This window comes from Kaistella sp. PBT33-4 (assembly GCF_029194425.1).
GTDB lineage: Bacteria > Bacteroidota > Bacteroidia > Flavobacteriales > Weeksellaceae > Marnyiella.
Map to the genome: position 1 here is coordinate 195,946 of NZ_JARFYL010000005.1, position 26,391 is coordinate 222,336.

Consider the following 26,391-nt stretch of genomic DNA (forward strand, 5'->3'; position numbering starts at 1 on the left):
ATGGACTTTACTTAACATGCATCAAGGTCTTTGGAAACATTCTTGTATTATATTTGGATAAAAATCCATAAAGACAATGAGTTTCGCAAAACAGCTGCATACCGGTTATACCGCGCGGAAATTCAATATTGACAAAAAGAAGACTGAAGAATTCATAGACAGCCTGTTCCGGTTCATTTTCTATCTGGAAAAGAACAGTTGCGCACAGCTTTCAGAAATAGAAAGACGACTCGAAAATTTCAAAATACAGTTTGAAGAAATCCTGGTTTCAGCCAGTAACGGCAGAAACAGCCATGACACCGGTTTTTTCTTTGATACTTTTCCTCAGGTTTACCAGGCTCTTGAGGATGATGCGCGTTTCATTTACGAAAACGATCCGGCTGCACAGAGTGTGGAGGAAGTAAAATTTTCCTATCCCGGTTTCTTTGCGATAGCTGTGTACCGTCTGGCTCATGAACTGGTGAAGAACGGCGTACCGCTTATCCCACGGATCTGGACCGAATATGCACACAGTAAAACAGGGATTGATATTCATCCGGGTGCGCGCATTGGAAGAAATTTTTTCATAGATCACGGCACCGGAATCGTAATTGGCGAAACTACGGTAATTGGCGACAATGTAAAACTCTACCAGGGAGTCACACTGGGTGCGCTGTCTGTAACAAAAGAGCTTCAGAACAGGAAAAGGCATCCCAGCATCGGGGATAATGTAGTTATTTATGCCAATGCCACGATTCTTGGTGGGCAAACAGTCATCGGAAGAGATTCGCTTATCGGCGGAAATGTGTGGATCACTGAAAGCGTAGCTCCCAACTCGGTAGTTTTTCATAAAGGGCTTGTAACCGTCCGCAACAAGATACCTGTAAATGAACCCATCAATTTCATTATTTAAGAGGACGCTAAACATTTAAATTAATCTAACAAAACAGCTATAGTATGAAACTGAATAATGTACTGGAAGCCATTGGAAATACTCCAACAGTAAAGCTTAACACTATTTTTGATAACAGGGTCGAGGTATGGATGAAGCTTGAAAAGCAGAATCCGGGCGGCAGCATAAAGGACCGGATCGCTCTGGCGATGATTGAGAAAGCCGAGAGGGAAGGTAAAATAACAAAGGACACCCTCATTGTAGAACCTACATCCGGAAATACAGGAGTGGGACTGGCTATGGTTTGTGCGGTGAAGGGTTATCAACTGGTGCTTGTAATGCCTGAAAGCATGAGTGTGGAACGGCGGAAACTCATGTCATCGTATGGTGCGAAGTTCGTACTAACACCGCGCGAGCAGGGAACTTCCGGCGCTGTAAAGAAGGCTGCGGAAATGGCTGTAGAACTTGATAATGTCTGGATACCGCAACAGTTTGAAAATGATGCCAATCCGGAAATTCATGCAGCAACTACCGCCAGGGAAATCCTGGAAGATTTCCCGGAAGGATTCGACTACTTAATTACGGGAGTAGGCACTGGCGGTCATATTTCAGGTGTTAGTGCTGTTTTAAAGAAAAAGTTCCCCAACCTGAAAAGTTTTGCGGTGGAACCTATGGACTCGGCTGTGATATCAGGCGGGAAACCCGGTCCCCATCCGCTTCAGGGAATTGGAGCCGGTTTTGTACCGGCGGTGCTGAATACAGACATCCTGGACGGAACAATTTCTGTTGAAAAGGAGGAAGCTTTTGAATTTACAAAACGGCTGGCCCGCGAAGAAGGTATACTGGCTGGGATTTCAACTGGGTCATCGCTGGCGGCAATAAGTAAGCAACTCAGCGAAATTCCGGAGGGTTCCAGAATTCTGACCTTCAACTATGATACCGGCGAAAGATATTGGTCCGTAGAAGGACTTTTTGAAGAGTCTGTATTCCAATATTAAAGGATATTTAAAAATATTTTACAGCAAATCCTGCCGGTCGGCAGGATTTTTTATGAATACATTTTCTGGCATTTAGGACAAACATAGGTTTTTCGCTTTACCTTCCCCATTTCCTCTATAATAAGTTCACGCTTGTCTTTGGGGCAAATTTTGCGTCCGTATATGAGGGTTTTCTCCTTCACGGTATCGGTTTTGGACTGTTCCAAAAACTCATATGCGTAGTTGACCACCGTCTCAATAAGGAAAACCAGTTTTTTCTCCGGGATATCTTTCACCAGGCTTGCAGGATGAATCTTGGCTCTGTACAAAGATTCAATCCGGATAATATTGCCCACACCGGCAAATATTTCCTGTTCCATGAGCACATCTCCGATCATTCTCTCTTTATATTTATCCTGAACCGTGCTCAGCACCAATTCGCCGTCATAAATATCCTTAAGGATATCTGTCCGGTAATTAAAGTGATCCTGCGGTTTTCCTTCTATTCTTTTAGTATTCGCTATGTAAAAATTAATCTGCGCATCATCAAAATGAAGGTAAAAACTTGCATTGGACTTCTTGCGCTTGTTAATGAGCATGCTTCCAAACAGACCCAGATGTACGGTTACAAAGAAATCCCTGAAAACAAAAATAAAGTTCTTTCCGTAGGAATCAATGTCAAGTAACTGCTGACCTTCAATGCCGGTTTTATCCATATCGCCGTAACCGCCTGCTTCGGTAACAGTTTTTTTGCGGAAACGGTTCAGTTTATTCCTCAGGTTTAAAATGGTAGGTCCTTCAGGCATTATTTTTTATTTTTGACATTGGCAGTTTGGTTATAATGCTGGCGCGCAGCAATGCTTGCATTATAAATCTTCTGACGGACTTTCTGCATCCTGCCTACGGGTTTCAGCTCATCTGCATTTTCAAAAGGGTTAAATGACAGGTTTTCGTAGGCCATTCTCCTGTACTCACTTATATCCTGTTTAGGAAGAACAATTCGTCCAACTGTGACAAATTTAGCGGATCTTTCGGACCAAATCTTCAATAAATTGTTAACGGGGGTTTTCCTTTCAGTGGTACCAACCTGCACCTGAAAATCGAGGCCAAGCTCTTCCGCAGAAAAATATTCAAACAGTTTTTGGGTTTGGTCCATCAATGGTTCTTCAGGTGTATTTTTATGTTTTGTGGGTTTCAGCCTTATTTTCACCACCTTATCCCCCAGCCTGTAGCAGCCCACCGAGTGGTAGGCATAAGTAGCGATAAATATTTTCTCAATATCCAGTACCCGCAGTGTATTTCTCAGAATCGACAGTATTTGCCTGTCCCAAAACAGAGACAATCCTGCCAGGACAAGTCCGGGAATCTTTAAAAAGGAAAGCCCATATATCTTACCGCGCGATATAAAGAACCTGTTGGCGTTAATATGGATATTAAGGAATTTAGAAACCGAATTCGTGATAAATACAGGAAGGTTTACAAGAGGAAACCTGGCACTGACAGGTAAATTTTTATTGTATATTTTCACCGAACAGCCATATAAAGGATATTCGGGGCCATTTTTGAGAGTAAAGAAATTAGGATGTGAGTAGCGGATAATCACTCCCAGATTATTTCCCTGCAGCAGCTCGGAAATGTCGCCCGCATTATTCTTTACGGGAATAAATTTGCCGCGTACGTAACCGAAAGCCTTGGCATGCGCATTACGTGTAGCATATCTTTTGCCGTTCACTTTTGCTGACAGAAGGACTGCTCTTTTAGTGAGCTTGACATCCTTATCCAGTAATTCCTGCTCCTTAGGTGTGAGCCGGTCCATTTCCGGCGAATAGTAAAGTTCCTTTGCCATAGTTTTTTCAGATGATTTCAGCAAAAATGAAACCATCCGGAATTAATCCGGCAGTCCAAGTAGGAAATGGTATGCTTTCTCTGCACCTATCAGAACCTGGTCATGTTCCTCTTCGCGAACAACATCATTTAAAACAAATCTAAAGTTTTTCCACATAGAGCCTGTACGTTCGCCGTAGCAGCGAAAGTACGGGAACGTTTTGTCTGTAAAAAGCGGATTCCCTTCCAGTTTCTTAGCGATCATCGTACCACCGAGCGTGGAACCTTCCATCACGTAAAGAATTCCCAATGCTTCCGCTTCACAATTGACCGCAATTTCATGGATGTCGTCGCCTGAAGAAATCACGTCTTCCCTTTCCAGATCAAAAAGGTGCAGTTTTCGCCGGTGCCGGAGCATCAGCATGTCGCCATATTTCTCAGAAAGTAAGCGGAAAACTGGTTGCTCAAAAGTTTTTAGAAAAATATAATTGAAAGTAAGCAGCTTCCTGTAATCGTCCGATGTGTAATCATCCTGAAAGATTTTAGAGGAGTTGAATTTCAGCTCCACCCTGTCATGAAGTTCCTTGGTTTGATGCTTTAAGATATCTGCTATCATGCTTTTCCCGGTGGTTTTAAAAAGGTAAGGTGGAAAGAGGTTCCCTCATTTTCCACACTGTCGAAAGTGATGAAGCCTCCTAATCTGCTCATAATACGGTAAACGATGGAGAGTCCTACTCCATTACCGTGAAATCCTTTGGAATTACTCATACGGTGAAAAATTCTGAACATATGCTCTTGATCCTCTTCGGCGATTCCGATGCCATTATCCTGCACCGTATACACTACCGTGTCGTCCACCACCTTGCCATTAATCAGGACCCGGGGCTTATCTGTTTTACTGGAATATTTCACTGCATTTCCTATGATATTCAGAAATACCTGGATCAGCATAATCTTATCAGCCATAACAGTTGGACATTCATGGACTGTAATCTCAGTTTCAGGGCAATTCAGCGTAAGCTTCACGTCATAACATATCTTTTCTATCAGTGAGCGAGTTTCCACTTCCTCAACGGCTATCTGTGCAGACTTGGCACGGCTCAAGTCCAGAACTCCCCTCATCATCAGTTCCATACCCATAATTTCATCCAGTATACTGGTGACACGTTTCTTCACATCGGGGTTCGTACCATGCGACTTTTCCAGAAGCTGTGCATTCAGCTTCATAACAGTAAGCGGGGTGCCCAGGTCGTGAGAGATCGTGTATGAAAAACTATCCAGTTCTTCATTCAGATTCTTCAGTTCGCGGTTAAGTTCCTGTACACGTCTGAATTGCGAATAAGTTGTTTCCAGGATGGTGGCAACCACTTTTTTGGCCGCAAACACATCTTTGTTCTTCCAGGGGCGGGATTTACCTTTTATATCCTGAATATAAGTGGCGAATGACTTTCGTGGCGATATAACCATTTGCTCTATGCCGTCTTTCACTACCGTTTCCATCTGTTTGGACGGATTACCTGCCCAAAGGATTTGGGTATCGATTTCTTTGCGGAACCAGATAAGAAGCTCATTACGCTTGTCATCCGTAAACCCGAACATCACACCGGCCGCATTCTCCAGATTACCGAGATTTCCCTGTTCCGAATCGGAAAAATCGTTGGTGGAATAAAAGTTTTTCAATGGATTTTCGCGCGCATATTTTACGATCTGCAAAATATCCCTGTCTGACGGGACTTCACCGGAAGTTCGGATATGGTCGTGTACAATAACTGCCAGACCATCCGCATCGGGATACCTCCGCATTTCATCTATATTGCTGAAGAGCGAATCCTCCAGACTGTCACCAGCCATCAGCCTGCTTTTAAGGCTGCCGATCTTGTTTTCCAGCTCAATGCTGTCCGACAGCATCTGCGCAGATTTATAAGAAGTATAGGCATTTGCTGCGATCACGGTGAAAACTTCTGCACGTATCCTGTTTACCAGATCTATATGCTTGGGCTCCAAATTCTGGCAGGTAACCATGCCCCATAACTTGTTATTGATAATGATTGAAGTGCTGAAGCTGGAAGCCACACCTGTATTTTTCAGGTATTGCCCATGTACAGGCGACATGGCGCGCACTGAAGAATAGGTAAGATCTATCGGTTCCGGATCCTTACTGATGATGGGCACCGGCTCCGAATAGACATCACTGAAAATACGCTTTCTTTTCTTCAGATAAAGTTCCCTTGCCTGGCGTGGAATGTCTGATTCCGGATAATGCAGGTGCATGAAACTCTCAACACCTTCCTTTATTTTCTCGGCAATAACTTTCCCGCTGCCGTCTTCCAGGAAGCGGTAAATCATCACACGGTCGTAATCTATGGCTTCTGACACAGATGACAGCAATTCGCGCCAAATTCCGGCGGAATCAACGGCATTATGAATGCGTTCGTATTTTTTGGAAACAAAACTCCTCTGTTTAAAAAACTCGATTATGGGCTCCATCTCCAGATATACCACGCCATTGTAGCGGTAAATGGTAAGATGATAATGAGCACCCGCAACCTCAAATTTATCCAAAAGGACATCTGTATCAGTCATTCCAGCGATGTCCAGCGATGAAAGCACAGGTGAAGAAAGCAATGGTTCAAAAACTTCCTGTTTCTGCTCAAGTGTTTTACCAAACACAGCCTCATCTATAGGAAAGAGCTGAGTTAAATTCTGACTGTAAAATTTGATTCCTTTGGTATCTGCTTCCAGACCCAGCAGGTAACCGAAATCCTGTACATGGCCTGATATGTGGATCATTTCTTGGTGGCAGTCAATAAAATTCATAGATTATTAATGATAGGTATATGAACAAAGATAATCATTTAATTTAACATAATATATTATTGCTCTTCTTCAAAATAGAGTCTGTAATACTTTCCCTTCTCATCCTGACCGGTTTCAATAAGCTTACGGTCGCCATGAACATAAATATGAAAGTTCTTGTCCAGTTTGATCACACTTTTATAACTGCGGCTTTGCTTCTTAACAGCCGCTTCATTAATGGCAAAATCTTCAGCAATGGACACCTGCATATCCTGTTCGTATTCCGATTTAAAATTACCAAAACTTTCAATAACATTGTCATCTTCCAGCACCTCTTTTGTAAACTGGTCATAATCAAACACTTCCCTCTCCTTAAAAAAGTTAATTGATTTGTTAAGGAAATCCGCCTGATCGGCTTTGGTAGTTTCAAACTCCTGCGGCAGCTGTTTCGTGATATATTCTTTGTAAACGGCAAGTGTTTCCTGGGTATGAAAGTATTCATCATCGCGCTGTCTGACCTTCAAAAAGTCCTCAAACCAGTAATACATATCGCCGTTTTTGTTATTATCCACGACCTTCACGGCAAACCCGGTGTCTTTTCCGGAATTATAGATCAGCGCGCCCTTATCAAGTTTGGACAGCCCAATACCGTAATCTTTCTCAACGTCGAATGCATCACCGTTCGGGAAGATTTTCAGGAAAGGACTTTTGTTTTCGGTCTTAAATATTCCGATCGAATCTATTTTATTACCATCTGCATTTTCCTCACCTTCAAAATAGACAATAAAAAGTTCGCCCGTCTGTACCCTGGGATTTTCTGTGATGTCATACAGATGCTGGGCGATATTCTCGGATTCGTAAACGAATTTCGCAGGGTCTTCAAAAATTTCAGAAACTGAGCTGTAAACCGGATTATTTACCAGATAAGTATCACTGTAAAAGCGGAAATGCTCTTCAGATTTAAAGGATTTCAGGAAATAATCTTCCAGGATTTCCTTCATTTCCTCTTCCGGCCGATAATCTTCCTGCGAAAGCACAAGGGCTTCCTGATTGATTTTGTTTCCTACCTTATGTATAATTATCCTGGATATCATTATTATTCAAATTTTAGAGGGCAAAGATATCGCTATTGCCCGAGCCATGGAATTATTTTAGGTCAAAAACCGGGGTATTACGCACCGGGAAAGTTAAACCAAAATCCCACTGCAGTGGTCACTGTCGCTGCCGGTAGCCGAAGACAGTACATTATTTTCCTGCCGCAGCCGCAAAACGGCCATAAAAGCGAAAATCAGCGCCTCTTTAAATTCCACTACTTCGCTTTCCGGTACTGTTAATTTACAGCCGCTCCTGGCAGCTATTCTTTCCAGAAGATAAGCATTGTAAGCACCACCTCCTGTTATCAGCAAATTATTCACTTTATAGTTTTCCAGCGCAAATGAAATCTGGATGGCCGCATGCTCCGTAAAAGTGGCCAGGGCATCGCGGGCAGAAAGTGGTTCAAGCAGCGGCAAAACCTGCCGCTCCACCCATTCGGCACCCAATGACTTGGGGGGAGACTGCAAGTAAAAACCGAGTTCGTTCAACTTTTGCACAACCTTGAGGTCTGCCGTTCCGGTGGCGGCCAGTTGGCCACCGAGGTCAAAAGGCTTACTCAGCAATTGGGCAAAACGGTTAAGTACAGTATTCACCGGACAGATATCAAAGGCAATGCGCTGACCTGCGTACTCCAGTGAAATATTGGAAAAACCGCCCAGATTGAGACAGGCTCCATATTCAGCAAAAAGTAGGCGGTCTCCAATCGGAACCAGCGGTGCACCGTTTCCGCCACGCAAAACATCGGCACTGCGGAAATCATAGACCACGGGAACATCATTCAACATTTTTATGGCCCGCCCGTCACCAATCTGCACGGTGAATCCGCGCTCTGGCTGATGAAAGACCGTATGTCCATGAGAACCGATGACATCCGGCGGCGTTAAACCATTTTTTTTAAGAAAGAGGTTCACCTGTTCTCCCAAATATTTGCCATAAGCTGTATTCAGCGCAAAGAGGTCCTCTGCTGAAATCATCCGCGCGCCGCCTAAAGCCTGTTCCCAGGCAGCGGGATATTTAACGGTTTCACAGTTCAGGATACGGTATTTCCAGCCGTCAGCGTGCTCATAACTGAATGACGCGTGACAGATATCCAGACCATCCAGGCTGGTACCGGACATGAGTCCAAGTGCATGGTAAAGCATACTAAATTTTATTTAAGGAACTTCTTTGGTCCACCCTGGCAGACGGGCCTGCTATTTTTTCTGCTCGGGAATCTTCTTGGCGTTGATGTCTCCTGCATTGTTGAGGAAGGTATACTCCGAAAAATCGTCCTTAGCCCTCATTCCGTTGGCTGCCACGAGAGTGGAGCCATCTTTGTCTGTTACATACACCGTGTCGGAGGTGTAAATTTCCTTTTTTGCCTGATCCCAAAACACAGTCTGCATGGCAAACATCTGTCCTTCACTCGTGACCACCTTCACATTACCGCGCGCTTCATAAAAACGCTTCAGTTCGGTCATCTTCGCAAATTTTGCAGTGATCCTCCCGGGTTTGGCCGGGTTCTTACGGTCGAAATACTCAATATCAATACCCTTCCTTGCCACCACGTAGGGTGTGTCGATAAGTTCAAATTTTTCAATAAGCGGTGCAGTTGCCCGCATCTTAACCCTTCCGGAATCACGCTGCACAATTTTAGCGTCGTAAATCACCTGCGAAGGAAAGTTTACCTTCTTTGTCTTCGAATTTACGGTGGTAAGATCTTCCTCGCAGGATATAAAAAATATAGCCAGACCCAAAAGGCAGGCTATACTTTTAAATTTCTGACCGCAAAGAAACGCTTTCATTTAGTTATAAAGCCTTTTTTGGAACCAACGGTCTGCAAAGTTGAATCCTACTTTCAGGTTAATATAATTCTGGTTCACCAGGTTATTGTTCAAAGTTCCTCTCTTGCCCAGTTCCACCGCGACATCAAGACCACTCATACGGTTTATTGAGGTGTTTTTGAATGGTAACGTTGCACCGAAGGTCACACCAAATCTGTTAATATCCGTATCGTTAATATGGAGATTACCTTTCTCATAAAACGCACCGTAACGGTAAATTATCCTTTCAAAATAATTCCGGAAGTTGTTAACGTTGGGCAGAATCCAACCACCGGCTGCAACCCTGTATGAATCTTTATTCAGGAAATCCTGGCCCACGAACTGAATGGTCTCACCTCTCCTGTAGTTAACCTGAGAACCTATAAACCAGCGCTGATTATGTCCGAAACCAAGACCCAGTGAGGCTTCCAAAGGCAGCAGGTTATTGGCCGTAGTGTTTGTTTGTTCTATAATGCTTACGTAATTCTTAACTTCGTTGCTGTTATAGAAATAGGTACTGTTTATGTAGGTAGATTCCATCTTACTGCTGTTGCCGAAAGTGGTTGTGGCGCCCAGCGTAAGTTTTCTGTCATTTTCAAATTTTTTCTGATAGGTTGCGCCGGCAGTAAAGTTAAAATTGTTTACACGGTTCCTGGTTTCGTAACCATTGATCAGTTCGGCATTGGAAGAAACCAATTCGTCAATATCATACAGATTTCCAAAATAGAAATTGGTCCTTAAGCCTAATGCAAAAGCAGGCGATATTTGGTAGGATAACGCAGCCTGAACCGTATTAAGCGATCCCTCTCCATGGTAGGCATTGAGTTTTACCGATCCGTCTGCTTCGGTCTGGGAAACCACCACATCATAACTTTTGGAACTGTAAGGCTGGTAGCCCAGTCCAAACTTCACTTTCTGTGACAGCGGAAAAGCGATAGAAATATTGGAAAGGTAAGTAGAATGCTTGGTTACCTTGTAATCATTATAATCTGAGCGGAAGAAATTATTCTCGTTGGTTGCCTCTACCTTGATTGCAGTAAGCTGCAGGTTTTCGTTGGCAGCCGGATTCATAAAGTTGAAACTGCTGTTGAAATCTGTGATATAGGCAGTGGTGAGTCCGGCCATCCCAGTATTTTCTACCGTGTTGTCATATTTTACATCTCCAATACCGTAAGCGGCGTAGGGAGAATTTCCAATATTCTGAGCGTTTAGGAAAAATCCCGCGGTAATGAAGGACAGGGCGAAAATATGTTTCATTCTTAATTTTTAAAATAATGCGCAAATATCCTAATTATAACTGAAACCAGGAAATTTCCTTTGGTTAAAGTTTGTTAAGTGATTATCAGCGTAAAACCTGGTGCAGACCCTTCCAACTGCGTTACGGGAACTCCCGGATTACAGCAAAAAGCCTATCTTTGAAACATGGATTGGGACCTTATTGCCGGACAGCAATTGCTGAAGGATCAGCTCAGAAAAAGTATACAGAATCAACGCATCAGCCATGCCCAATTGTTTTTGGGCAAAGAAGGATACGGCACACTGCCGCTGGCTCTGGCGTATGCCGGAGAAATCCTGGAGCAGGAAAAGCCTGCTGCAGCACAGCGTGTATCGCATCTTAACCATGTGGACCTCCACTTCAGCTTTCCCGTTTTTACAGCGAACAGGTCATCACTGTCCCAACAGTTCTTTTATCAGTTCAGGGAAATGATACTCGCCAATCCATACTCCAGTTTTGATGACTGGAGCAGTTTTTTGGAGTCCGAGAACAAACAGCTTTTTATCTCGGCCGATGAAGTTGAGGAGCAGAATAAAAAATTTGCCCTAAAAAGTTTTGAAGGCGGCAGTAAGATACTTATTATCTGGCGCGCCGATAAACTGAACGTTCCTGCCTCGAACAAGCTGCTCAAGTTTTTGGAAGAACCGCCGGAAAAGACAGTAATCCTTCTCACAGCCGAAAATGCTGATGATTTACTGCCTACTATCCTGTCGCGTACACAGTTGGTTCAGGTTCCCCGCCTGTCGGACACCGAGTTGGGTGATTATCTGTCAAAGAACTTCAAAATGACAGAAGACCGGCAGAAATCAGTCATTCACAAGTCGCAGGGCAACCTTAACACCGCCTTGAAACTGATGCAGCAGGAAGGCAGCACCGAATTTGAGGAACTCTTCGTGCAGTGGGTACGCGATGCTTTTCAGGTAAAGAAAAGACCGGAATTCCTGAAGAACATCATACTTTGGGCACGTTCCATTGCCGGCTGGAACCGGGAAAAGCAAAAAAATTTCCTGGAGTACTGCGCTGAGATGTTCCGCATGGCCATGATACAAAACTACGGGGCACAGGAACTTGTACACAAAAAAATTGAGTCCGGTAGTTTTAACTGGGACAGCTTCAGCAAATTCATTCACGGCGCAAATATCGAAAGCATCATCACTGAAATCAATGAAGCCGACTATCACCTTCAGCGCAATGCCAATCCACGGATTGTGTGGACGGACCTGGGGATCAAACTATCACGCTACATCCATAAAACTGCGTAAACAGGAAAGCATCAGCTCTTATAAACATCATTCCAAAGCTCACGGTATTTCTGCTTGAATTTCTCTTCAGCGGCACGCGGGAAAGGGAATCCCAGGTCCTGCACAAATACGAATGTAGCTGCCACCTCGGCAGCATCCGGATTCACCCGCAGTTTATGATACTGTTCCAGCCAGACATCGTAATGTGTAATCAGTTCCTCGGCATCACCGGTCAGTTCCGGATAGATCAGGTAGGATTTTTCCAGCAATAGGTCCCTTATCTTTTGGTTGGAATCCTTAAATACATTTACCTCAAGATACAGGTTTTTGTCTGTATAGCGGCTCAGCGCTTTTTTTGTTCTTGTGAAATGGTAGTTTAACGGACCATACAGCTCAATCAGTGCTTTCTCTTTCCACTGCTGGCCTGTTTTCCTGCGAAGCAAATTCATTTCAAACTGGTTTTTTATTTCAGCCGTAATCGTCTCCGTCCTGCGTTTGAAGACAAGACCCAGAACGGCAGAGATAACAGCACCGCTAAGCAAAGCTGTAAGAATGGTTTTAAGTAATTCGTCCATGCCGCAGTTACTAAATTTAAATTGAAGGAACTAAACACCGCCTGTATAATCATTCTATTTTTATTCTACCCTATCCTACTGTGGGTTCATTTTCATCTTTAAGGATTTTTCTTTCCTTAAGTGCGACCAGCATTCTTTCGGTTTTATATTTCTCCCAGTCGAAACGGTCCAGAAATTCGAGGCCGGCCCGAAAACCTTTATTAAAGAGTTCAGTCTTTTCCGCATCCTTCATAAAGAAGTTAAGCCAGCTGCTTGGACTGCAGTCTACCGTCTGGATGCTGTGTTTGCTGTAGAAGGTGTATTTATTAAGGAAAGTTTTGTCATTATAACCGCGCAGCGTATCAAAAATATTCATCAGGTAACTTCCCGGACCTTTAAGTATTTTTTTGCTGCCCAGACCATTTTCGGCACCTGCCTCACTGCTGTCCGTCAGCCGCACGCCGAATACAGGAATCCTGGGATAAAAAATATCACTTTCGTGAAAAATATCAATAGGAAAATTGGAAATGCTGCCGCCATCAATGAACACGGCTTCATCAAAAACTCCTTTAGGATCGGCGTTCAGCCTGAATTTCCAGGCGCTGATAATTTCCGGCTCGCTGCGGTTAATCCTATGCACCATGGGCTCAAAAAAATAGGGAACAGCCATCGAGGCCCTTACGAATTTTGCGGGGCTTATATCGCAGATGTCTTTGTGTGTCCAGTAAAGATCAGCCATCTTCGGAAATTCTACCTTAATCCGGGAATTGATGTCAGTGGTTATGACAGTATAGTCGGACCGAAGCAGCATAAACGGATTGTTTTTATACAGCTCGGTATTCTTCATAGTTTCAAGAAAGGTCCGGTACCGGTTTTCGTCGATGGAAGCGGCTTTTTCAGCATGGATTTCTTCCACATGATTCAGGGCGTTAAAATAATATTCTGAAGTATTGCCAAAACGGTAATTAAGATTAAGTTCCGCGCCTTTTTTATTATATACCGCATTAAGTTCTTCCACGGTCTTTATACCGAAATGATCCAGTGTCTGTTTCAGCTTGCGCTCAAAAGCATGACCTGGATTAAGACCGACACGGTTTTTGCGGAAGAGGTCATAGTAATAGCGCACCCCGAGAGCGACAATGACGAGTATGGTAAGCGGTACAAGATAAAACCAAATGGAGAATGGACGACACAGTGTGATGACAGGGAATAAAATGATAATTGCCAGAAGGACGAGCAATAAAAGTCCACTGCGCTTCAGCAGTTTTGGATTTTTAAGCAGAACACCGGCCATCGTGCGGACGATGGATTTACCGTCCATAAAATCAACAAAATTCCAGTTAAAAAGAACATCCTTTATCGCAGAGCTTTTGTTTCGGGAGCGGTCACCCAGTGCGGCTATAAGAATGGTGTTAATGGCACCCGCACTCGTTCCGGCAATCCTCAGGAAGCGTATACCGAAAGTCTCGAGGGCATAAAGATAGCCCACCAGAGCGGTACCCCACACACCGCCGCCCTCCTGAACAAAATTGATGTACTGGTTACCCTGAGTATCCAGTATATCCGAATATTCCTTTGCCGACAAACGTTCATGCATCGCGGTAAGCATAGCCCTCGATTCCCGGTTGAGCGTATTGTCCTGCAGCAGCTGGTTCAGCTGGTCAGTTTTCATGGTTATCGTTTTTATCCAATGCGGGTAAGGCATTGGGCGTCATTACATAACCAAAATTAGGAATAAAAGAAACGCCCGCATCCGGACGCTCAAAAAAAGGGTGTTTTTCCTGTTACCAGCGTTTCCTGCGCATATACATATAGATGATCAGAACCACCAGACACATGCCTGCAAGTGTAAGGACATAACCATACGGACTCTGCAGTTCAGGCATATACCGGAAATTCATACCGTAAACACCCGCGATAAAAGTGATGGGAAGAAAGTAGACGGAAAACTGGGTCAGCAGTTTCATCACACGGTTGGCTCTCTGGTCACTGAGTGCCAAAAACATGGAGATCAGGCTGTTTACTTCTGCACTCAGATGATCAAAGTCTGAGTTTACATCGGTGTATTTATCATTCAAATCGGCTATCTGTACAGGTTTAAGCTTCAGCCCGCGGAATCTGTGTATCCATTCAGCCGACATACTGAGCAGGCGTGCGTTCAGGCTGGATTTCCGTTTCAATAGGTAGAGTTCGCGAAGCAACTCATTATTTACGGTGCGCTTAAGAAAGACCTCCCGCTCCAGTCCGTCCAGGATCTGCATCAGCGCACTGTATTCGTCATTGTAGCTTTTCATCACCTTCAGGGCCAATAACAGCACAATATTTTCTGCGGTCACTATCTCTGCACTGTCTTTGGCAGAAATTTCCTCAAGAGTATCAGTTACAGTAGCTGTCTTTAAACGGTGAACAGTGATAATTTTGCCCGGCAGCAGGAAAACACTAAGTTTTGTGGAAACATCACTGATGCCGCCCAGGTTTTGTCTTTCGGCATCAGTATTCTCCCGCATGAGAATAAATCTGATATCACCGCTCTCCTCATATTTAGGAAGGTGGTCCGGATCCACCGTATCTTCCAGCAGCATCATGTCTATGCCAAACTTTGAATGCAGAAAATCAAGGTCGCTCAAATCAGGCGCTTCTACATCGATCCATTCGCATTGGCTGTTTCTGAAAACGGAATTAAAGGGCATAGGCTGAATATTAAGATGAGAGGGTCAGGAATAAATTGATAAATTTGTCAAAAATAACGAAACTAATGATCAAAAGTATCATAAAGGGCGCAGGTCATTATGTCCCCGAAAATATAGTCACCAATGACGACCTCTCCAAACTGATGACCACCAGTGATGAGTGGATTACCGAAAGAACCGGAATCAAGCAGCGCCACCACAGGGAAGAACGCAATGATCCTGAGGAAACTACGGCGTACCTGGGTTTCAAGGCATCACAAAAAGCCCTTGAAAATGCAGGAATGACTGCCCAGGATATTGATTATATTATATTTGCTACCCTCTCTCCTGATTACTATTTCCCGGGCAGCGGTGTGGTATTGCAGGACCTTCTGGGCTGCGGAACCATCGGCGCGCTGGATGTGCGCAACCAGTGTTCTGGCTTCGTTTATGCCATGAGTGTGGCTCATGCTTTCCTGAAGTCCGGTATCTACAAAAATATCCTGGTCGTAGGCGCGGAAATCCATTCCTTCGGACTTGATTTTTCCAATGAAGGCCGTGGCGTTTCTGTGATTTTTGGCGACGGTGCCGGTGCCGTAATCCTTTCCGCTTCCGAGGATGAGAACGCCGGTGATATCCTTTCTGTAAACATGCATTCTGAAGGAAAATATGCCGAGGAACTTTGCACGCTGTTCCCCGGCACCAAGTATGGCTGGAGCGACCGCATGCGTCTGGAGCCGGAAAGCATCACGAGCCGTGAAATCTACCCTATTATGAACGGTAATTTTGTTTTTAAACACGCGGTTACCCGTTTCCCGGAAACCATTACTGAAGCATTGGAAAAAGCCGGCAAAACCATTGACGACCTGGATATTTTCATCCCGCACCAGGCCAACCTGAGGATTGCGCAGTTCGTGCAGCAAAAGATGGGTCTGCCGGACCATAAGATCTTCAACAATATTCAGAAGTACGGTAATACGACCGCCGCTTCTATCCCTATCGCGCTTAGCGAAGCCATCGAGCAGAACAGGATAAAGCGCGGCGACCTGGTTTGCCTGTCCGCCTTCGGCAGCGGATTTACCTGGGGAAGCGTGCTCTTTCAGTACTAAAAAGGAAAAGGTATTGTCAATTAAAAAGCCGGCATTCAAACGTATGAATGCCGGCTTTTCATCTTTAATAATGGAATCTATCTCACCAGTGTAGAATCGGTGCGCACCTCCGTACTGTCGCCCGCAGCCACTGCCGAATCACCAAGGTCATTCACCATTTCATTTTTATAATGATTCTCCTTAAATTCTTCTCTTTTTTCTTTTTCCTGTGCACAACTGCCAACAACTGCAGCTACGGCTACAAGCACAGGAACGATCAGCTTTTTCATAATTTATTTATTTGTTTTGATTAGAGCAAATATACACTTTTCCAAAAAGAGGGCTAAAAAAAATCCGCAGCCTGAGCCGCGGATTAAGTATAAATTAAAAGGACTTAACCCAAATATGGATATTTGTAGTCTTTTGGAGTAACGAAAGTTTCCTTTACGGAGCGTACAGAAACCCAGCGCAAAAGGTTCATCTTGGAACCGGCTTTGTCGTTGGTTCCGGAAGCACGTGCACCACCAAACGGCTGCTGACCTACAACGGCACCGGTTGGCTTGTCGTTGATGTAGAAGTTACCGGCTGCGTTTTCCAGGGCTTTGTAAGCTTCAGCAATGGCGTAACGGTCTTTTGCAAAGATGGAGCCTGTAAGTGAATATGGTGAAGTCTCGTCAACAAGCTTCAGGGTTTCAGCCCAGTTGGCATCATCATACACATATACCGAAAGGATTGGCCCGAAGATCTCCTCACAAACGGATTCGTACTTTGGGTTTTCGGTAAGGATTACGGTAGGCTCCACAAACCAGCCTTTGGAATCGTCACATTTACCGCCGAAGATCACTTCAGCGTCTGCCGCCTGCTCTGCTCTTTCAATATAGCCTTTGCATTTCTCGAAAGAGTTTTTGTCGATCACCGCATTAACAAAATTGGAAGGATCTTCAGGAGAACCCATCTTCACTGTTTTCAGCTGAGCACCCACCACTTCCTTCACCTCATTCCAAAGGGATTTCGGAATGTAGGCACGCGAAGCTGCTGAACATTTCTGGCCCTGATATTCAAAGGCACCTCTTACCATAGCCGTAGCCACTTCCTGCACGTTTGCTGACGGGTGCACCATGATAAAGTCCTTACCACCTGTCTCGCCTACAATGCGCGGATAGGTTCTGTAGTTTTCGATATTGTTTCCGATCTGTTTCCACATGCTCTGGAAAACAGAAGTTGAGCCTGTAAAGTGCAGTCCGGCAAAATCGCGGTGCGCCAGTACTTTCTCGGCAGTCTCCTTACCCGGTGTAAAGATCATGTTGATGACACCTGCAGGAAGTCCGGCTTCGTGCAGGATATCCATTATGATTTTTGCAGAAAGTACCTGCTTGTCAGAAGGTTTCCAAACCACCACATTTCCAAGCATGGCCATACATGTAGGCAGGTTTCCGGAGATCGCGGTAAAGTTAAACGGAGTTACGGCAAAGCAGAAACCTTCCAGCGGACGGTACTCTGCCCTGTTCCAGATTCCGCTGTCGGAAACCGGCTGCTCGGCATACATTTCGGTCATAAACTCCACGTTGAAGCGCAGGAAGTCAATAAACTCACAGGCAGCATCAATCTCGGCCTGGTGTACATTCTTGGACTGGCCAATCATGGTAGCCGCGTTCAAACGGTCTCTGTAAGGTCCGGCAATAAGGTCGGCAGCCTTCAGGAAGATGGCGGCGCGCTGTTCCCAGCCCAGGTCGTTCCACTGTTGGCGTGCAGCCAGGGCACTTTTGATGGCCTGATCCACATGCTGCATTTCCCCTTTATAATAGAAGCCGAAATCATGCTTATGGTCCTGCGGCGACTGAAGTTGAACTTTGGTATCGGTTTTCACCTCTTTGCCGTCTATGATCATTGGGATTTCAAATTTCTCCTTCCACATTTCCTTGTAGGTGGCGATAAGGGATTTTACTTCCGGAGAGCCCGGTTCATAGGATCTAACGGGCTCGTTTACAGCAAACGGAACCTGCGAAATGGCTTTTGACATATTATAAATTTTATTGATTTTCTAAAGAATACAAAGTTACGAAATTTCCGCTGAGCGTAATGCTACTTAAAAGATTGAAAACACTGCTATATAATCCAGATAAGAAGTAATTGAGAAGAAGGTTTGCTCAACAATTTGGATTAAAGAAAACTATTATAACACTTAGCGATTTTTTAACTTGAAAGACTTACCGTATGTTCCGGTGACTTTATGATCGAGCCATTCGAGGGTACCTTCATGAATTGATACCATCGGTCGGATTGTTCATAAACCCTATGCGCATTTTGGATATGTTAATATTTACAAAAAAATATGGTATTCTATTTAAACAATAAAAAATACGCACTTCAAATACAAACGTAAAGTATTAATAATCTGACGGTTATTTCAGAATGGTGATCTTTTAACAAAAAACTTTACGTCATCATATAATATACATATATTTACGTGATGTGCAAAAGTTTCCGCTCCGCTCCAACTTTTGCACATCGAAGCGCGGATTACATCCGCAGCTGTGTCAAAGCGTTTTCGCTGTCGCAAAAACCTTCAACACATCTGCGGATTGGCAAAATTCCCTCAGGATAGCAAGCTTTCAGAGGAAACTTCGCCAATCCGCGCTCCGTTATCGGCAATTTCATAAAAAAACCTTCAATGAAAGAAAAAATTTCAATATTTACGTTATTTATTTTTTGTCATTTATTTTATTCTCAAAATACAATTCTTTGGAAAATCACATATCCAGAAAATGATAAAACTTCATATCTTGTTGGAACATTTCATCAATATGGTGAAAGCTTCGTGAAAAAGTATCCCAAAATTGAAGAATATCTATCTAAATCTGACGCCGCATTCTTTGAAAACTTGACTATTGATACTCTTGCAACAAATAAGATTATTAATTCTCGCAAAACTGATAATTCTATTACAAAATATTTCACTAAATCTCAAATTGAAAAACTTGAAAACTACACTAACAAAAGTGGTCTGAATTTGTATAAACTCACACCTATTGAATTGCTATTCAAATTACAGCAGAAATACACGAGGATTATTTGTACAACTGTTGAAAAGAATGAAAAAAATGGCCATTTTGATGGGTTTTTAATCAAACTTTCCGACAAACATAATGTCCGCAAAATAGGATTTGAAACATTAGAAAAACAACTTGAACTGCTTAACAAACAGTACGAATATTTCACTTGGAAAAATCAAAGGAAAAATATTTTACACTATTTCGAAAATATAAACTCTTCAAAACCCAATAAAAATGACAAAGAGAATTTATGCGGATTTGCAGAAATATATAAAAATTTTGATTTAGATTATCAATTTGACAAATCATCTACTTTGAAAATTTCAGTAACAGAAAGAAACACCAATTGGATAAACGAAGTTATACCACAACTAAAACAAAAAAATGTGTTTATTGCAGTCGGTTACATGCACCTGATGTATAAAGATGGTCTGATAAACCAATTAAGAAAAAATGGATTTATAGTTGAACCTGAAAAGATGAATTAAAGAAACTGCCGATAACATGGGTTTTGCAAGATGCGGGGTTGAAGGTGTTCTTTGAAAAATCCTACAAAATACCCGCAAAAAACTTTTCCATTTTTTAGTTTTTTCGTAATTTAAAAAAAGGAAAAAGTTTTTGCTAGCGTGCGGTTATATCTTGGAATTCCGGTTGTAGTAGCCCGCACCTCGCAAAGCCCTTTCCCGATGTGCAAAAGTTTCCGCTCCGCTCCAACTTTTGCACATCGGAGCGCGGATTACATCCGCAGCTGTGTCAAAGCGTTTTCGCTGTCGCAAAAACCTTCAACACATCTGCGGATTGGCAAAATTCCCTCAGGAAAGCAAGCTTTCAGAGGAAACTTCGCCAATCCGCGCTCCGTTGTACGTAACGCCACTGACAGTCTTGCCGCTGATAGTAAATCCCGAAAACACCCTTCTTTTCTCCCGAAACCAACCTGAAGCCGTCCACACTCATGAGCTTAAACTGAATAAGCATCCAGCGCACTTTGCGGCCGGATTCAAGATCCTGAAAAATGGCGCTACCTACAACACGGCATTTCTGTAACCGGGTTTGAGGTTTACCTCATGAAGACTTTCACCGACTGTTCTTTTTGTTATATTTACAAAAACTTACCTTAAAAGTCCAGGCTACAGAAATGCCCAAAACGTTAGCTGCCATTTCAAAAAAAATCACAATACAATTTATGAAAAATTTAATTTTAACGATCTTTACTGCTTTGATTTTAATCTCTTGTGCAACTGTACCGTCTAAAAATTTGACTTCTGAAAACTTTAGTTTAAATGAAAATGAGGGAGCAATTGCTGGTGTAATTGGAATACTTAAAAGAACTTATTCATCAGGTTCTAACATTTATTATACTAATGAAGAAATAAAGACACTAATTGAGCAAGATAAAAATAATAAACAAAAGTTTGCTTTTCAAATTGGAACAGGAGCAAAAGCACCTCAAGCTATTGCAGATTTTGAAAAAAACAAAGATGATAAATATGTTTACTTTTTTTTCGTTTTAAAAGAAAAACCTGGAAATTATAAATTCAATGAGTATACATATTTCTTCAATTCTGGATATATACAAGAATTAATTGGATATCCTATTAAAGAAAACCTTGAGTTTAGTATTGAAAGGGGGAAAATAAAATATTTCGGTACAATGTTTTTAGATTCAAAAAATCGTGAATTAATTTACACCAATGAATTCAAAAATTCAGATTTACAAAAATTCAAAGAAAAATTACCACACATTAATATTAGTGAATAAGGAAACGTCAGCTAACATTGTATTGGCAAAATGCGGGAGGAAGTGCAAAGTTGAACTACTCTACTTTTTTATTCGCCGCTGCTTTCATATTTTTTTTTCTTAAATTAGACAATCTGAAAAAGCATCGGCTTCGCTCAGTCTGAATTGAACCTTCAGTTGAATCCAGCCCGCACTTCGCCAATACTTTTTCGTTAGCGGTCAGGCTATCAAGAACCTTCCTTAATGTACAATCAGGAGAAAGTAGACGATTTTATTCAACGCTCTGAAGAAGTCATTCAAAACCATGACAAAGACGGCGCTTTCCATATAATTTCTGCCGAAATAGAGGCTTGTGAAGACAAGTATCTCAACGAGTACATAACAGCATTGAATTTTATTCGCTCTGAAAAGGTTCTTGACTGGATTGAAAAGAATACACTTCGAATAATCGATGTTGGTCTTAGCTGGGGACACTTGGCTGCCAGTTCTCAATTCAACTGGGATAGAGCGACCAAATGGCTGGAGAAAGGTCGACCTTTAAGTCTTATTGCTCTTGATGCATTGGTTTTCTGTACGACTATCGGCGAAAGGCTGAATCAATCACCATGGATGCGTCAAATTCAACCAAAGCTTATTGACAACCCAAGACCAGAGATTGTTGCTGCCAGACTTCAGCGATATTTGGGAGCAGACAGTGTGCCCAGAACAAAAGACGCTGTTCGGAAAATTATCGAGAACATTTATGATGCTCGACACTGACAAGCCCGAACCGCTAACAGGGTGTTTCTAAAACAGCGGCTTGAAAACAAATGCTCAACGGCATATCTTTAATAACCAACCGAATAAGGTTGTGGCAGAAGTAACACAGAATACCGCTGCTTCAGAAACACCTTCTCCGTTAGCGGTCAGGCTATTGAAGGCAATTAAAATAAATCTATGAAAGAGAATACAATTAATTTTAAACGAATATTTATTTTTTTAGTAATAGCTATTGCACTTTCTAATATATTTAGATTTGACATTTTTGGAACAAAAGAAATTTTGGAAATATTACCAACTTGGATTTATTTACTTTCTGTTATATTGCTTGAAGGAAGTGGGGTTTTTATAGGAGCTTTAATTGCCATTTACTTACTTCGTAAAAAACAGAAAACTGAAATTTCATTTTTTGGAACATCAAAAAGAAAAGGTCTGTTAATGTCCTTTATTCCAATAATATTATTGGCAATTATCGGAGTAAAGAATGAATACGGTATAAATGTAAATTTGTACGGCTTAATTGTTGTTTTGGGAAGTTTGATTTATTGCATTATGGAAGAGTTTGGCTGGCGTGGATATTTACAAGAAGAACTTAAAGACATTAAACCTATAAAACGATACTTGCTAATAGGCTTCATTTGGTACTTTTGGCATTTGTCTTTTCTGACAAAAGCGACTTTATCTGAAAATCTATTTTTTCTCGGTATTTTGTTATTTGGAAGTTGGGGAATTGGACAAGTTGCAGAATCGACTAAATCTATTTTGGCAAGTTCCTGTTTTCATTTAATAATCCAAATAATGATGTTTAATTCATTAATCAAAGATGGACTAGATGGAACACAAAAACTAATTATTTTAGGCATTTCAATTTTTATATGGATAATTATTCTCGGAAGATGGAAAAAAGAAAATGAGTTGAAATTACTAAACGAAAAGCAAAGCCCGAACCGCTAACAAGCGTTTGGCAAAAGTGGCGGTTTCGTACTTCGTATGAAACTTTTTCGTAAGTTTGAATTTCGTGCTTCGCTTGAAGTTTAGCGATAAAAGTCGCCACCTTCGCCAAGCGCCGCTCCGATGTGTAAAATTCCCTCAGGAAAGCAAGCTTTCAGAGGAAACTTCGCCAATCCGCGCTTCGTTAGCTGCAATATTTGACAAACAGAACATTATGAAAGAAATATTTTCAATTCTTACTCTTTGTTTTTTATCATTAAATATATTCGGACAAGATTTAGAATATTCTGATCAAGAAATTCAAATAAAATTAGACTCAATAAAAAAAGAAGGAAATCTACTCTATTCACTCGAAAATGCTTCTTGGAATTCTACAGATTATGCAAGAGATAATAAAAAACTTAAAAAAGATTTTGGAGGATATTTAACATATCAATCAAATGATTCTATTAAAACGGTAATTATTAATAAAAACCAAAACGAAATAATTGCAGAATATATCTATTTAAACGATAATAAAAAACCAATCAAAGAAAAAATTGCAACACGAACTTTGAATGATTCTGAATCAAAGCTTTTGAGTGTTAGACAAAATTTATTTTCGCAGTTATCAGATGCTAAATATGAAGTTGGTGTCCCTGAAAATTTCAGCTTAAATCTAATCATAATTCCTTTTGAAAATAGTTTCAAAAATTATCTGATAACCGGAAGTCATGAATCTGAAGTCATTCCTTTTGGAAATGATTTTTTGTTCATAACAGATAACGAAGGTAAAATTACAGATTGGAAGAAATTTCATTCAAGATTAATTCCTCAATATACTTCGGACGGAAACGGAAATTACATGACAATGTCAACTCATAGTCATTTGAGAACAAGTCCTTTCATTTCAGCAACGGACATTTGCACTTTTAAACTTTATGCACCGTTTACAAAACTTGATAAATTTTCCGTTTATTCTCCTGCTTTGAAGACTTATTTCACTTACGATTACAAAAAGAATACTCTACAAAAAACTGATAAACCTTAAAAAATACTGCAGCTAACATAGTATTTGCAAAAGGCGGGGTTGAATATATAATAGAAAAACGCGATGCATTTAGTCGCAAGTTGCTTTTCATTTTGTATTTTTTTGCAATTTAACAATCTGAAAAAGCAATTTGCTTCGTTCGGTCGAAATTGAACTTGCAGTTAAATTTAGCCCGCCCTTCGCAAATACTTTTTCCGTTGTACGTAACGCCACTGACAGTCTTGCCGCTGATAGTAAATCCCGAAAACACCCTTCTTTTCTCCCGAAACCAACCTGAAGCCGTCCACACTCATGAGCTTAAACTGAATAAGCATCCAGCGCACTTTGCGGCCGGATTCAAGATCCTGAAAAATGGCGCTACCTACAACACGGCATTTCTGTAACCGGGTTTGAGGTTTACCTCATGAAGACTTTCACCGACTGTTCTTTTTGTTATATTTACAAAAACTTACCTTAAAAGTCCAGGCTACAGAAATGCCCAAAACGTTAGCCGTAATTTTACAAATAACATATTAAATGAAAAATATTCTATTCCTTTTTTTAATTATTTTCTTGATTGTTTCTTGCAGAAATGATGAAATAGGTTCCGAAAAATCAAAATTTGAAATAACTGTAAGCAATGTAACAAATAGTAGTGTTTCAATTAATTATAAAATTCAAAATGTTAATACTGAAAAGTATTTAATATGTAGTTCATCTGAAAATTTTGATATTCAAAATTATGAAGTAAAAGTTCCAATACAAAATAATGAAGGAACCTTGACAATTGATAATCTGTCTGCTAACAAGAAATATTACATAAAAGGATGGTATAATTCTGGTTACAGCAATACAATCTCTGCAACTACCAAAGAGATCATTTTTTCAACAGTTATTGATAAAAACCTTGGGCTTAATCCTGAGAATGGAAATTTTTTATATTTGAGTGCAAGTGAAATAGATCCAACAAAAAACTCTGTATATTTATTAACTAGGCAAATTCAACAATATCCAACTGAAGGGAAAAAAATTGAATTACATAAGATGGATGTAAACGGAACTAAAATCTGGAGCAAATTGATTCAAGATTCTAATTCACCTTGGACTTATAAATTACAAATTCTATCAGACAATAATATAGCTGTCATAACAGGAAAATCGACCCAAAAGGCCACCATAATTACAAAAATAAATACTTTAACGGGCAACTTTATTTGGCAAAAAGAATATCCTTCTATTGATTTAAATGGATTACAAGGTGATCATATTCATGGTTTTTCTTATCAGAATAATATTATGAAAATCATTAATGGAAGCGGAAATATTTATGATGCTGAAGAATTATTTGTAGACAATGATGGCAATATTTTATCACACAAAACTATAGAAACTAATGGAACTCCGTATTGGATAATAAATGCAAAATATCTTGATAATGGAGATATTATTAATGTAGGTAAAGGTGATAAAATACCAAATGATATATTGGTAACTTATGAAGGAATGATTAATAGAATGAGTTTCAATAATGGATTTTCAAGCAATATATGGACTAAATATTATGGCGATTATGGTGGAGATGATAGTTTTGATAATTTCTTAATTAAAGATAACAATATTTTTATTGATGGCTTTTATGGTGGAAATAATGGTTACGCCAATAATCAACATTGGCTTCTCAAAACAGACTTAACTGGAAACATTATCTGGGAGAATAAATTACCAGTGAAACAATATTTCATTTACAATGGTTTAGATTTTTTCAGTGATAATCAAAATAATTTTTACTCATTAATGAATGAAATGTATGCACCTACATTTCCCCAATATAACATAATTACATTAACTAAATTTGATGAAAATGGAAATTTTTTATGGGAATGGAATGATGGTGTTGGATATAATACAGATACATTTATTGCAAACAAGGCGTTCGATTTAAGCAACAATGAATTTTTAATTGTTGGTGATCGTAGTACAAATCAAACAGGATTGGGAAATATTAGGTTTTTAAAAATTAAAGTAGAATAAAAACTACGGCTAACATTGGTAACCGTTGCGCAACTTCAGATTTCAGCGGCAAGGTCTGAAAATTCAATAAAAAACAACCTTTTTTAAAGCGATTTAAGAGAGGTTTTACTTTTTCTCAAGACTGATTCTTTGGAATTTATGTTGGCTTATACTTAATGTGTGGAAGCCGTGAGCGAGCGGTTTCGCCAAAACCAAAACTTCCCTTTTGGAAGGTTGATGATTTGGGCATTTCGGTACGCTTTTCGGGTGATGAATTTCAGGTATTTTTTCAGGTTATAAGTGAGCGCAGCCATTAAAATCCCGTCCGGAACGGGACAGGCTATGTTTGTTGGCCTGAGCCATACCCCGCGAGTTGATTATTTTACTCACTAGTTTTTATTTCTTTATTGGTGTTCGTGAATGCTTCGCATTTCATGTTGTGGTGGTTGATGAGCGTTCCCAGAACCGGCTCTACGCGCGAACTCCGGCGTTTGGTGAGAAAGCGGGTGTATTTCTTGTCCCGGTTTAGTTTTTCGTGCATTTCATCGTACAGCGGTTTGTGGATGCTGTCTTCTATCTTCTTGAACTTCGTGACCTTGCCGCAACACTCCGCTCTCAGCGGGCAGTCACTACAGGCGCGCTCGCTGCTGCGATAACTCTTCTTTCGGTAACCCTTGC

27 protein-coding genes are annotated in these 26,391 nt (G+C 41.2%); 12 read left to right on the forward strand and 15 right to left on the reverse strand.

Annotated features, from left to right (window positions below; all coding sequences use genetic code 11):
- The first annotated feature begins 76 nt into the window (after positions 1-76).
- Together epsC and cysK are read left to right on the forward strand one after the other, a co-directional pair.
- The gene (gene epsC / locus P0M11_RS11940; RefSeq protein WP_275625877.1) at positions 77-892 is read left to right on the forward strand and encodes a serine O-acetyltransferase EpsC; all 816 of its coding nucleotides are present in this window, start codon (positions 77-79) and stop codon (positions 890-892) included.
- A gap of 44 nt (positions 893-936) precedes the next feature.
- Positions 937-1,869, forward strand: coding sequence for a cysteine synthase A (gene cysK / locus P0M11_RS11945; RefSeq protein WP_275625878.1), 933 nt, complete (start codon positions 937-939; stop codon positions 1,867-1,869).
- Between the two features lie 50 nt (positions 1,870-1,919).
- On the opposite strand, the gene P0M11_RS11950 is transcribed toward cysK, so the two are convergent.
- From P0M11_RS11950 to P0M11_RS11985, 8 genes are all read right to left on the reverse strand, one after another.
- Entirely contained in the window at positions 1,920-2,654 is a 735-nt protein-coding gene (locus tag P0M11_RS11950) for a DNA-formamidopyrimidine glycosylase family protein (RefSeq protein WP_275625879.1), read from the reverse strand.
- Positions 2,654-3,694 carry a hypothetical protein gene (locus P0M11_RS11955; protein ID WP_275625880.1) on the reverse strand — a complete coding sequence of 347 codons (1,041 nt, stop codon included), beginning with the start codon at positions 3,692-3,694 and terminating at the stop codon, positions 2,654-2,656. The genes P0M11_RS11950 and P0M11_RS11955 overlap by 1 nt, the downstream gene beginning before the upstream one ends.
- 42 nt (positions 3,695-3,736) lie before the next feature.
- Positions 3,737-4,288: a biliverdin-producing heme oxygenase gene (locus P0M11_RS11960; RefSeq protein ID WP_275625881.1), complete on the reverse strand. Its 552-nt coding sequence runs from the start codon at positions 4,286-4,288 to the stop codon at positions 3,737-3,739.
- On the reverse strand, positions 4,285-6,462 hold the full coding sequence (locus tag P0M11_RS11965; RefSeq protein ID WP_275625882.1) for an ATP-binding protein: 2,178 nt from the start codon (positions 6,460-6,462) through the stop codon (positions 4,285-4,287). Before P0M11_RS11965 ends, P0M11_RS11960 begins: the two co-directional genes overlap by 4 nt.
- An 83-nt stretch (positions 6,463-6,545) precedes the next feature.
- On the reverse strand, positions 6,546-7,562 hold the full coding sequence (locus tag P0M11_RS11970; RefSeq protein ID WP_275625883.1) for a nucleoid-associated protein: 1,017 nt from the start codon (positions 7,560-7,562) through the stop codon (positions 6,546-6,548).
- A 93-nt stretch (positions 7,563-7,655) separates the two neighbouring features.
- Positions 7,656-8,705 (reverse strand): anhydro-N-acetylmuramic acid kinase, encoded by a 1,050-nt coding sequence (locus tag P0M11_RS11975; protein WP_275625884.1) that lies wholly within the window; start codon positions 8,703-8,705, stop codon positions 7,656-7,658.
- A gap of 51 nt (positions 8,706-8,756) precedes the next feature.
- The gene (locus tag P0M11_RS11980; protein ID WP_275625885.1) at positions 8,757-9,347 is read right to left on the reverse strand and encodes an LPS export ABC transporter periplasmic protein LptC; all 591 of its coding nucleotides are present in this window, start codon (positions 9,345-9,347) and stop codon (positions 8,757-8,759) included.
- Positions 9,348-10,622 (reverse strand): hypothetical protein, encoded by a 1,275-nt coding sequence (locus P0M11_RS11985; RefSeq protein ID WP_275625886.1) that lies wholly within the window; start codon positions 10,620-10,622, stop codon positions 9,348-9,350. It lies immediately after the preceding gene.
- A gap of 165 nt (positions 10,623-10,787) precedes the next feature.
- Between P0M11_RS11985 and P0M11_RS11990 the strand changes: the two genes are divergently transcribed.
- Positions 10,788-11,903 carry a DNA polymerase III subunit delta' gene (locus P0M11_RS11990; RefSeq protein ID WP_275625887.1) on the forward strand — a complete coding sequence of 372 codons (1,116 nt, stop codon included), beginning with the start codon at positions 10,788-10,790 and terminating at the stop codon, positions 11,901-11,903.
- Positions 11,904-11,914: 11 nt separating this feature from the next.
- Here the strand turns inward: P0M11_RS11990 and P0M11_RS11995 are convergent, their stop codons facing one another.
- From P0M11_RS11995 to P0M11_RS12005, 3 genes are all read right to left on the reverse strand, one after another.
- Positions 11,915-12,457: a hypothetical protein gene (locus P0M11_RS11995; protein WP_158063885.1), complete on the reverse strand. Its 543-nt coding sequence runs from the start codon at positions 12,455-12,457 to the stop codon at positions 11,915-11,917.
- A 70-nt stretch (positions 12,458-12,527) separates the two neighbouring features.
- Positions 12,528-14,108: a patatin-like phospholipase family protein gene (locus P0M11_RS12000; RefSeq protein WP_275625888.1), complete on the reverse strand. Its 1,581-nt coding sequence runs from the start codon at positions 14,106-14,108 to the stop codon at positions 12,528-12,530.
- Positions 14,109-14,220: 112 nt separating this feature from the next.
- Complete coding sequence (locus P0M11_RS12005) at positions 14,221-15,126, reverse strand: CorA family divalent cation transporter (protein WP_275625889.1); 906 nt, start codon at positions 15,124-15,126, stop codon at positions 14,221-14,223.
- A 65-nt stretch (positions 15,127-15,191) separates the two neighbouring features.
- Here P0M11_RS12005 and P0M11_RS12010 point away from each other — a divergent pair, with 65 nt between their 5' ends.
- Positions 15,192-16,214: a beta-ketoacyl-ACP synthase III gene (locus P0M11_RS12010; RefSeq protein ID WP_275625890.1), complete on the forward strand. Its 1,023-nt coding sequence runs from the start codon at positions 15,192-15,194 to the stop codon at positions 16,212-16,214.
- 77 nt (positions 16,215-16,291) lie between these two features.
- On the opposite strand, the gene P0M11_RS12015 is transcribed toward P0M11_RS12010, so the two are convergent.
- The gene (locus P0M11_RS12015) at positions 16,292-16,483 is read right to left on the reverse strand and encodes a hypothetical protein (RefSeq protein WP_275625891.1); all 192 of its coding nucleotides are present in this window, start codon (positions 16,481-16,483) and stop codon (positions 16,292-16,294) included.
- A 104-nt stretch (positions 16,484-16,587) separates the two neighbouring features.
- On the reverse strand, positions 16,588-18,213 hold the full coding sequence (pruA, locus tag P0M11_RS12020) for an L-glutamate gamma-semialdehyde dehydrogenase (RefSeq protein ID WP_275625892.1): 1,626 nt from the start codon (positions 18,211-18,213) through the stop codon (positions 16,588-16,590).
- 651 nt (positions 18,214-18,864) lie between these two features.
- On the opposite strand from pruA, the gene P0M11_RS12025 reads away from it, so the two are divergent.
- From P0M11_RS12025 to P0M11_RS12060, 8 genes are all read left to right on the forward strand, one after another.
- On the forward strand, positions 18,865-19,734 hold the full coding sequence (locus P0M11_RS12025; RefSeq protein WP_275625893.1) for a TraB/GumN family protein: 870 nt from the start codon (positions 18,865-18,867) through the stop codon (positions 19,732-19,734).
- Between the two features lie 310 nt (positions 19,735-20,044).
- On the forward strand, positions 20,045-20,290 hold the full coding sequence (locus P0M11_RS12030; RefSeq protein WP_275625894.1) for a hypothetical protein: 246 nt from the start codon (positions 20,045-20,047) through the stop codon (positions 20,288-20,290).
- 139 nt (positions 20,291-20,429) lie between these two features.
- A complete protein-coding gene (locus tag P0M11_RS12035) occupies positions 20,430-21,005 on the forward strand; it encodes a hypothetical protein (protein ID WP_158063872.1) in 576 nt (191 codons plus the stop codon).
- Positions 21,006-21,227: 222 nt separating this feature from the next.
- Positions 21,228-21,743 carry a hypothetical protein gene (locus P0M11_RS12040; RefSeq protein ID WP_275625895.1) on the forward strand — a complete coding sequence of 172 codons (516 nt, stop codon included), beginning with the start codon at positions 21,228-21,230 and terminating at the stop codon, positions 21,741-21,743.
- 177 nt (positions 21,744-21,920) lie between these two features.
- Positions 21,921-22,697 (forward strand): CPBP family intramembrane glutamic endopeptidase, encoded by a 777-nt coding sequence (locus tag P0M11_RS12045; protein WP_275625896.1) that lies wholly within the window; start codon positions 21,921-21,923, stop codon positions 22,695-22,697.
- Positions 22,698-22,908: 211 nt separating this feature from the next.
- Positions 22,909-23,724 (forward strand): hypothetical protein, encoded by an 816-nt coding sequence (locus P0M11_RS12050; protein ID WP_275625897.1) that lies wholly within the window; start codon positions 22,909-22,911, stop codon positions 23,722-23,724.
- 155 nt (positions 23,725-23,879) lie between these two features.
- Positions 23,880-24,107, forward strand: coding sequence for a hypothetical protein (locus P0M11_RS12055; RefSeq protein WP_275625898.1), 228 nt, complete (start codon positions 23,880-23,882; stop codon positions 24,105-24,107).
- A gap of 133 nt (positions 24,108-24,240) precedes the next feature.
- Positions 24,241-25,734 (forward strand): hypothetical protein, encoded by a 1,494-nt coding sequence (locus tag P0M11_RS12060; protein WP_275625899.1) that lies wholly within the window; start codon positions 24,241-24,243, stop codon positions 25,732-25,734.
- A 152-nt stretch (positions 25,735-25,886) separates the two neighbouring features.
- On the opposite strand, the gene P0M11_RS12065 is transcribed toward P0M11_RS12060, so the two are convergent.
- Together P0M11_RS12065 and P0M11_RS12070 are read right to left on the reverse strand one after the other, a co-directional pair.
- A complete protein-coding gene (locus P0M11_RS12065) occupies positions 25,887-26,027 on the reverse strand; it encodes a hypothetical protein (RefSeq protein ID WP_275625900.1) in 141 nt (46 codons plus the stop codon).
- Positions 26,028-26,095: 68 nt separating this feature from the next.
- Positions 26,096-26,391 (reverse strand): transposase (locus P0M11_RS12070; protein ID WP_275625901.1); only part of this gene is annotated, 296 nt, incomplete at its 5' end.

Bases quoted from the DNA above. Each gene is read 5' to 3' on its own strand.
- epsC (WP_275625877.1), top strand. From the start codon at position 77: ATGAGTTTCGCAAAACAGCTGCATACCGGTTATACCGCGCGGAAATTC.
- cysK (WP_275625878.1), top strand. From the start codon at position 937: ATGAAACTGAATAATGTACTGGAAGCCATTGGAAATACTCCAACAGTA.
- P0M11_RS11950 (WP_275625879.1), bottom strand. From the start codon at position 2,654: ATGCCTGAAGGACCTACCATTTTAAACCTGAGGAATAAACTGAACCGT.
- P0M11_RS11955 (WP_275625880.1), bottom strand. From the start codon at position 3,694: ATGGCAAAGGAACTTTACTATTCGCCGGAAATGGACCGGCTCACACCT.
- P0M11_RS11960 (WP_275625881.1), bottom strand. From the start codon at position 4,288: ATGATAGCAGATATCTTAAAGCATCAAACCAAGGAACTTCATGACAGG.
- P0M11_RS11965 (WP_275625882.1), bottom strand. From the start codon at position 6,462: ATGATCCACATATCAGGCCATGTACAGGATTTCGGTTACCTGCTGGGT.
- P0M11_RS11970 (WP_275625883.1), bottom strand. From the start codon at position 7,562: ATGATATCCAGGATAATTATACATAAGGTAGGAAACAAAATCAATCAG.
- P0M11_RS11975 (WP_275625884.1), bottom strand. From the start codon at position 8,705: ATGCTTTACCATGCACTTGGACTCATGTCCGGTACCAGCCTGGATGGT.
- P0M11_RS11980 (WP_275625885.1), bottom strand. From the start codon at position 9,347: ATGAAAGCGTTTCTTTGCGGTCAGAAATTTAAAAGTATAGCCTGCCTT.
- P0M11_RS11985 (WP_275625886.1), bottom strand. From the start codon at position 10,622: ATGAAACATATTTTCGCCCTGTCCTTCATTACCGCGGGATTTTTCCTA.
- P0M11_RS11990 (WP_275625887.1), top strand. From the start codon at position 10,788: ATGGATTGGGACCTTATTGCCGGACAGCAATTGCTGAAGGATCAGCTC.
- P0M11_RS11995 (WP_158063885.1), bottom strand. From the start codon at position 12,457: ATGGACGAATTACTTAAAACCATTCTTACAGCTTTGCTTAGCGGTGCT.
- P0M11_RS12000 (WP_275625888.1), bottom strand. From the start codon at position 14,108: ATGAAAACTGACCAGCTGAACCAGCTGCTGCAGGACAATACGCTCAAC.
- P0M11_RS12005 (WP_275625889.1), bottom strand. From the start codon at position 15,126: ATGCCCTTTAATTCCGTTTTCAGAAACAGCCAATGCGAATGGATCGAT.
- P0M11_RS12010 (WP_275625890.1), top strand. From the start codon at position 15,192: ATGATCAAAAGTATCATAAAGGGCGCAGGTCATTATGTCCCCGAAAAT.
- P0M11_RS12015 (WP_275625891.1), bottom strand. From the start codon at position 16,483: ATGAAAAAGCTGATCGTTCCTGTGCTTGTAGCCGTAGCTGCAGTTGTT.
- pruA (WP_275625892.1), bottom strand. From the start codon at position 18,213: ATGTCAAAAGCCATTTCGCAGGTTCCGTTTGCTGTAAACGAGCCCGTT.
- P0M11_RS12025 (WP_275625893.1), top strand. From the start codon at position 18,865: ATGAAAGAAAAAATTTCAATATTTACGTTATTTATTTTTTGTCATTTA.
- P0M11_RS12035 (WP_158063872.1), top strand. From the start codon at position 20,430: ATGAAAAATTTAATTTTAACGATCTTTACTGCTTTGATTTTAATCTCT.
- P0M11_RS12040 (WP_275625895.1), top strand. From the start codon at position 21,228: ATGTACAATCAGGAGAAAGTAGACGATTTTATTCAACGCTCTGAAGAA.
- P0M11_RS12045 (WP_275625896.1), top strand. From the start codon at position 21,921: ATGAAAGAGAATACAATTAATTTTAAACGAATATTTATTTTTTTAGTA.
- P0M11_RS12050 (WP_275625897.1), top strand. From the start codon at position 22,909: ATGAAAGAAATATTTTCAATTCTTACTCTTTGTTTTTTATCATTAAAT.
- P0M11_RS12060 (WP_275625899.1), top strand. From the start codon at position 24,241: ATGAAAAATATTCTATTCCTTTTTTTAATTATTTTCTTGATTGTTTCT.
- P0M11_RS12065 (WP_275625900.1), bottom strand. From the start codon at position 26,027: ATGGCTGCGCTCACTTATAACCTGAAAAAATACCTGAAATTCATCACC.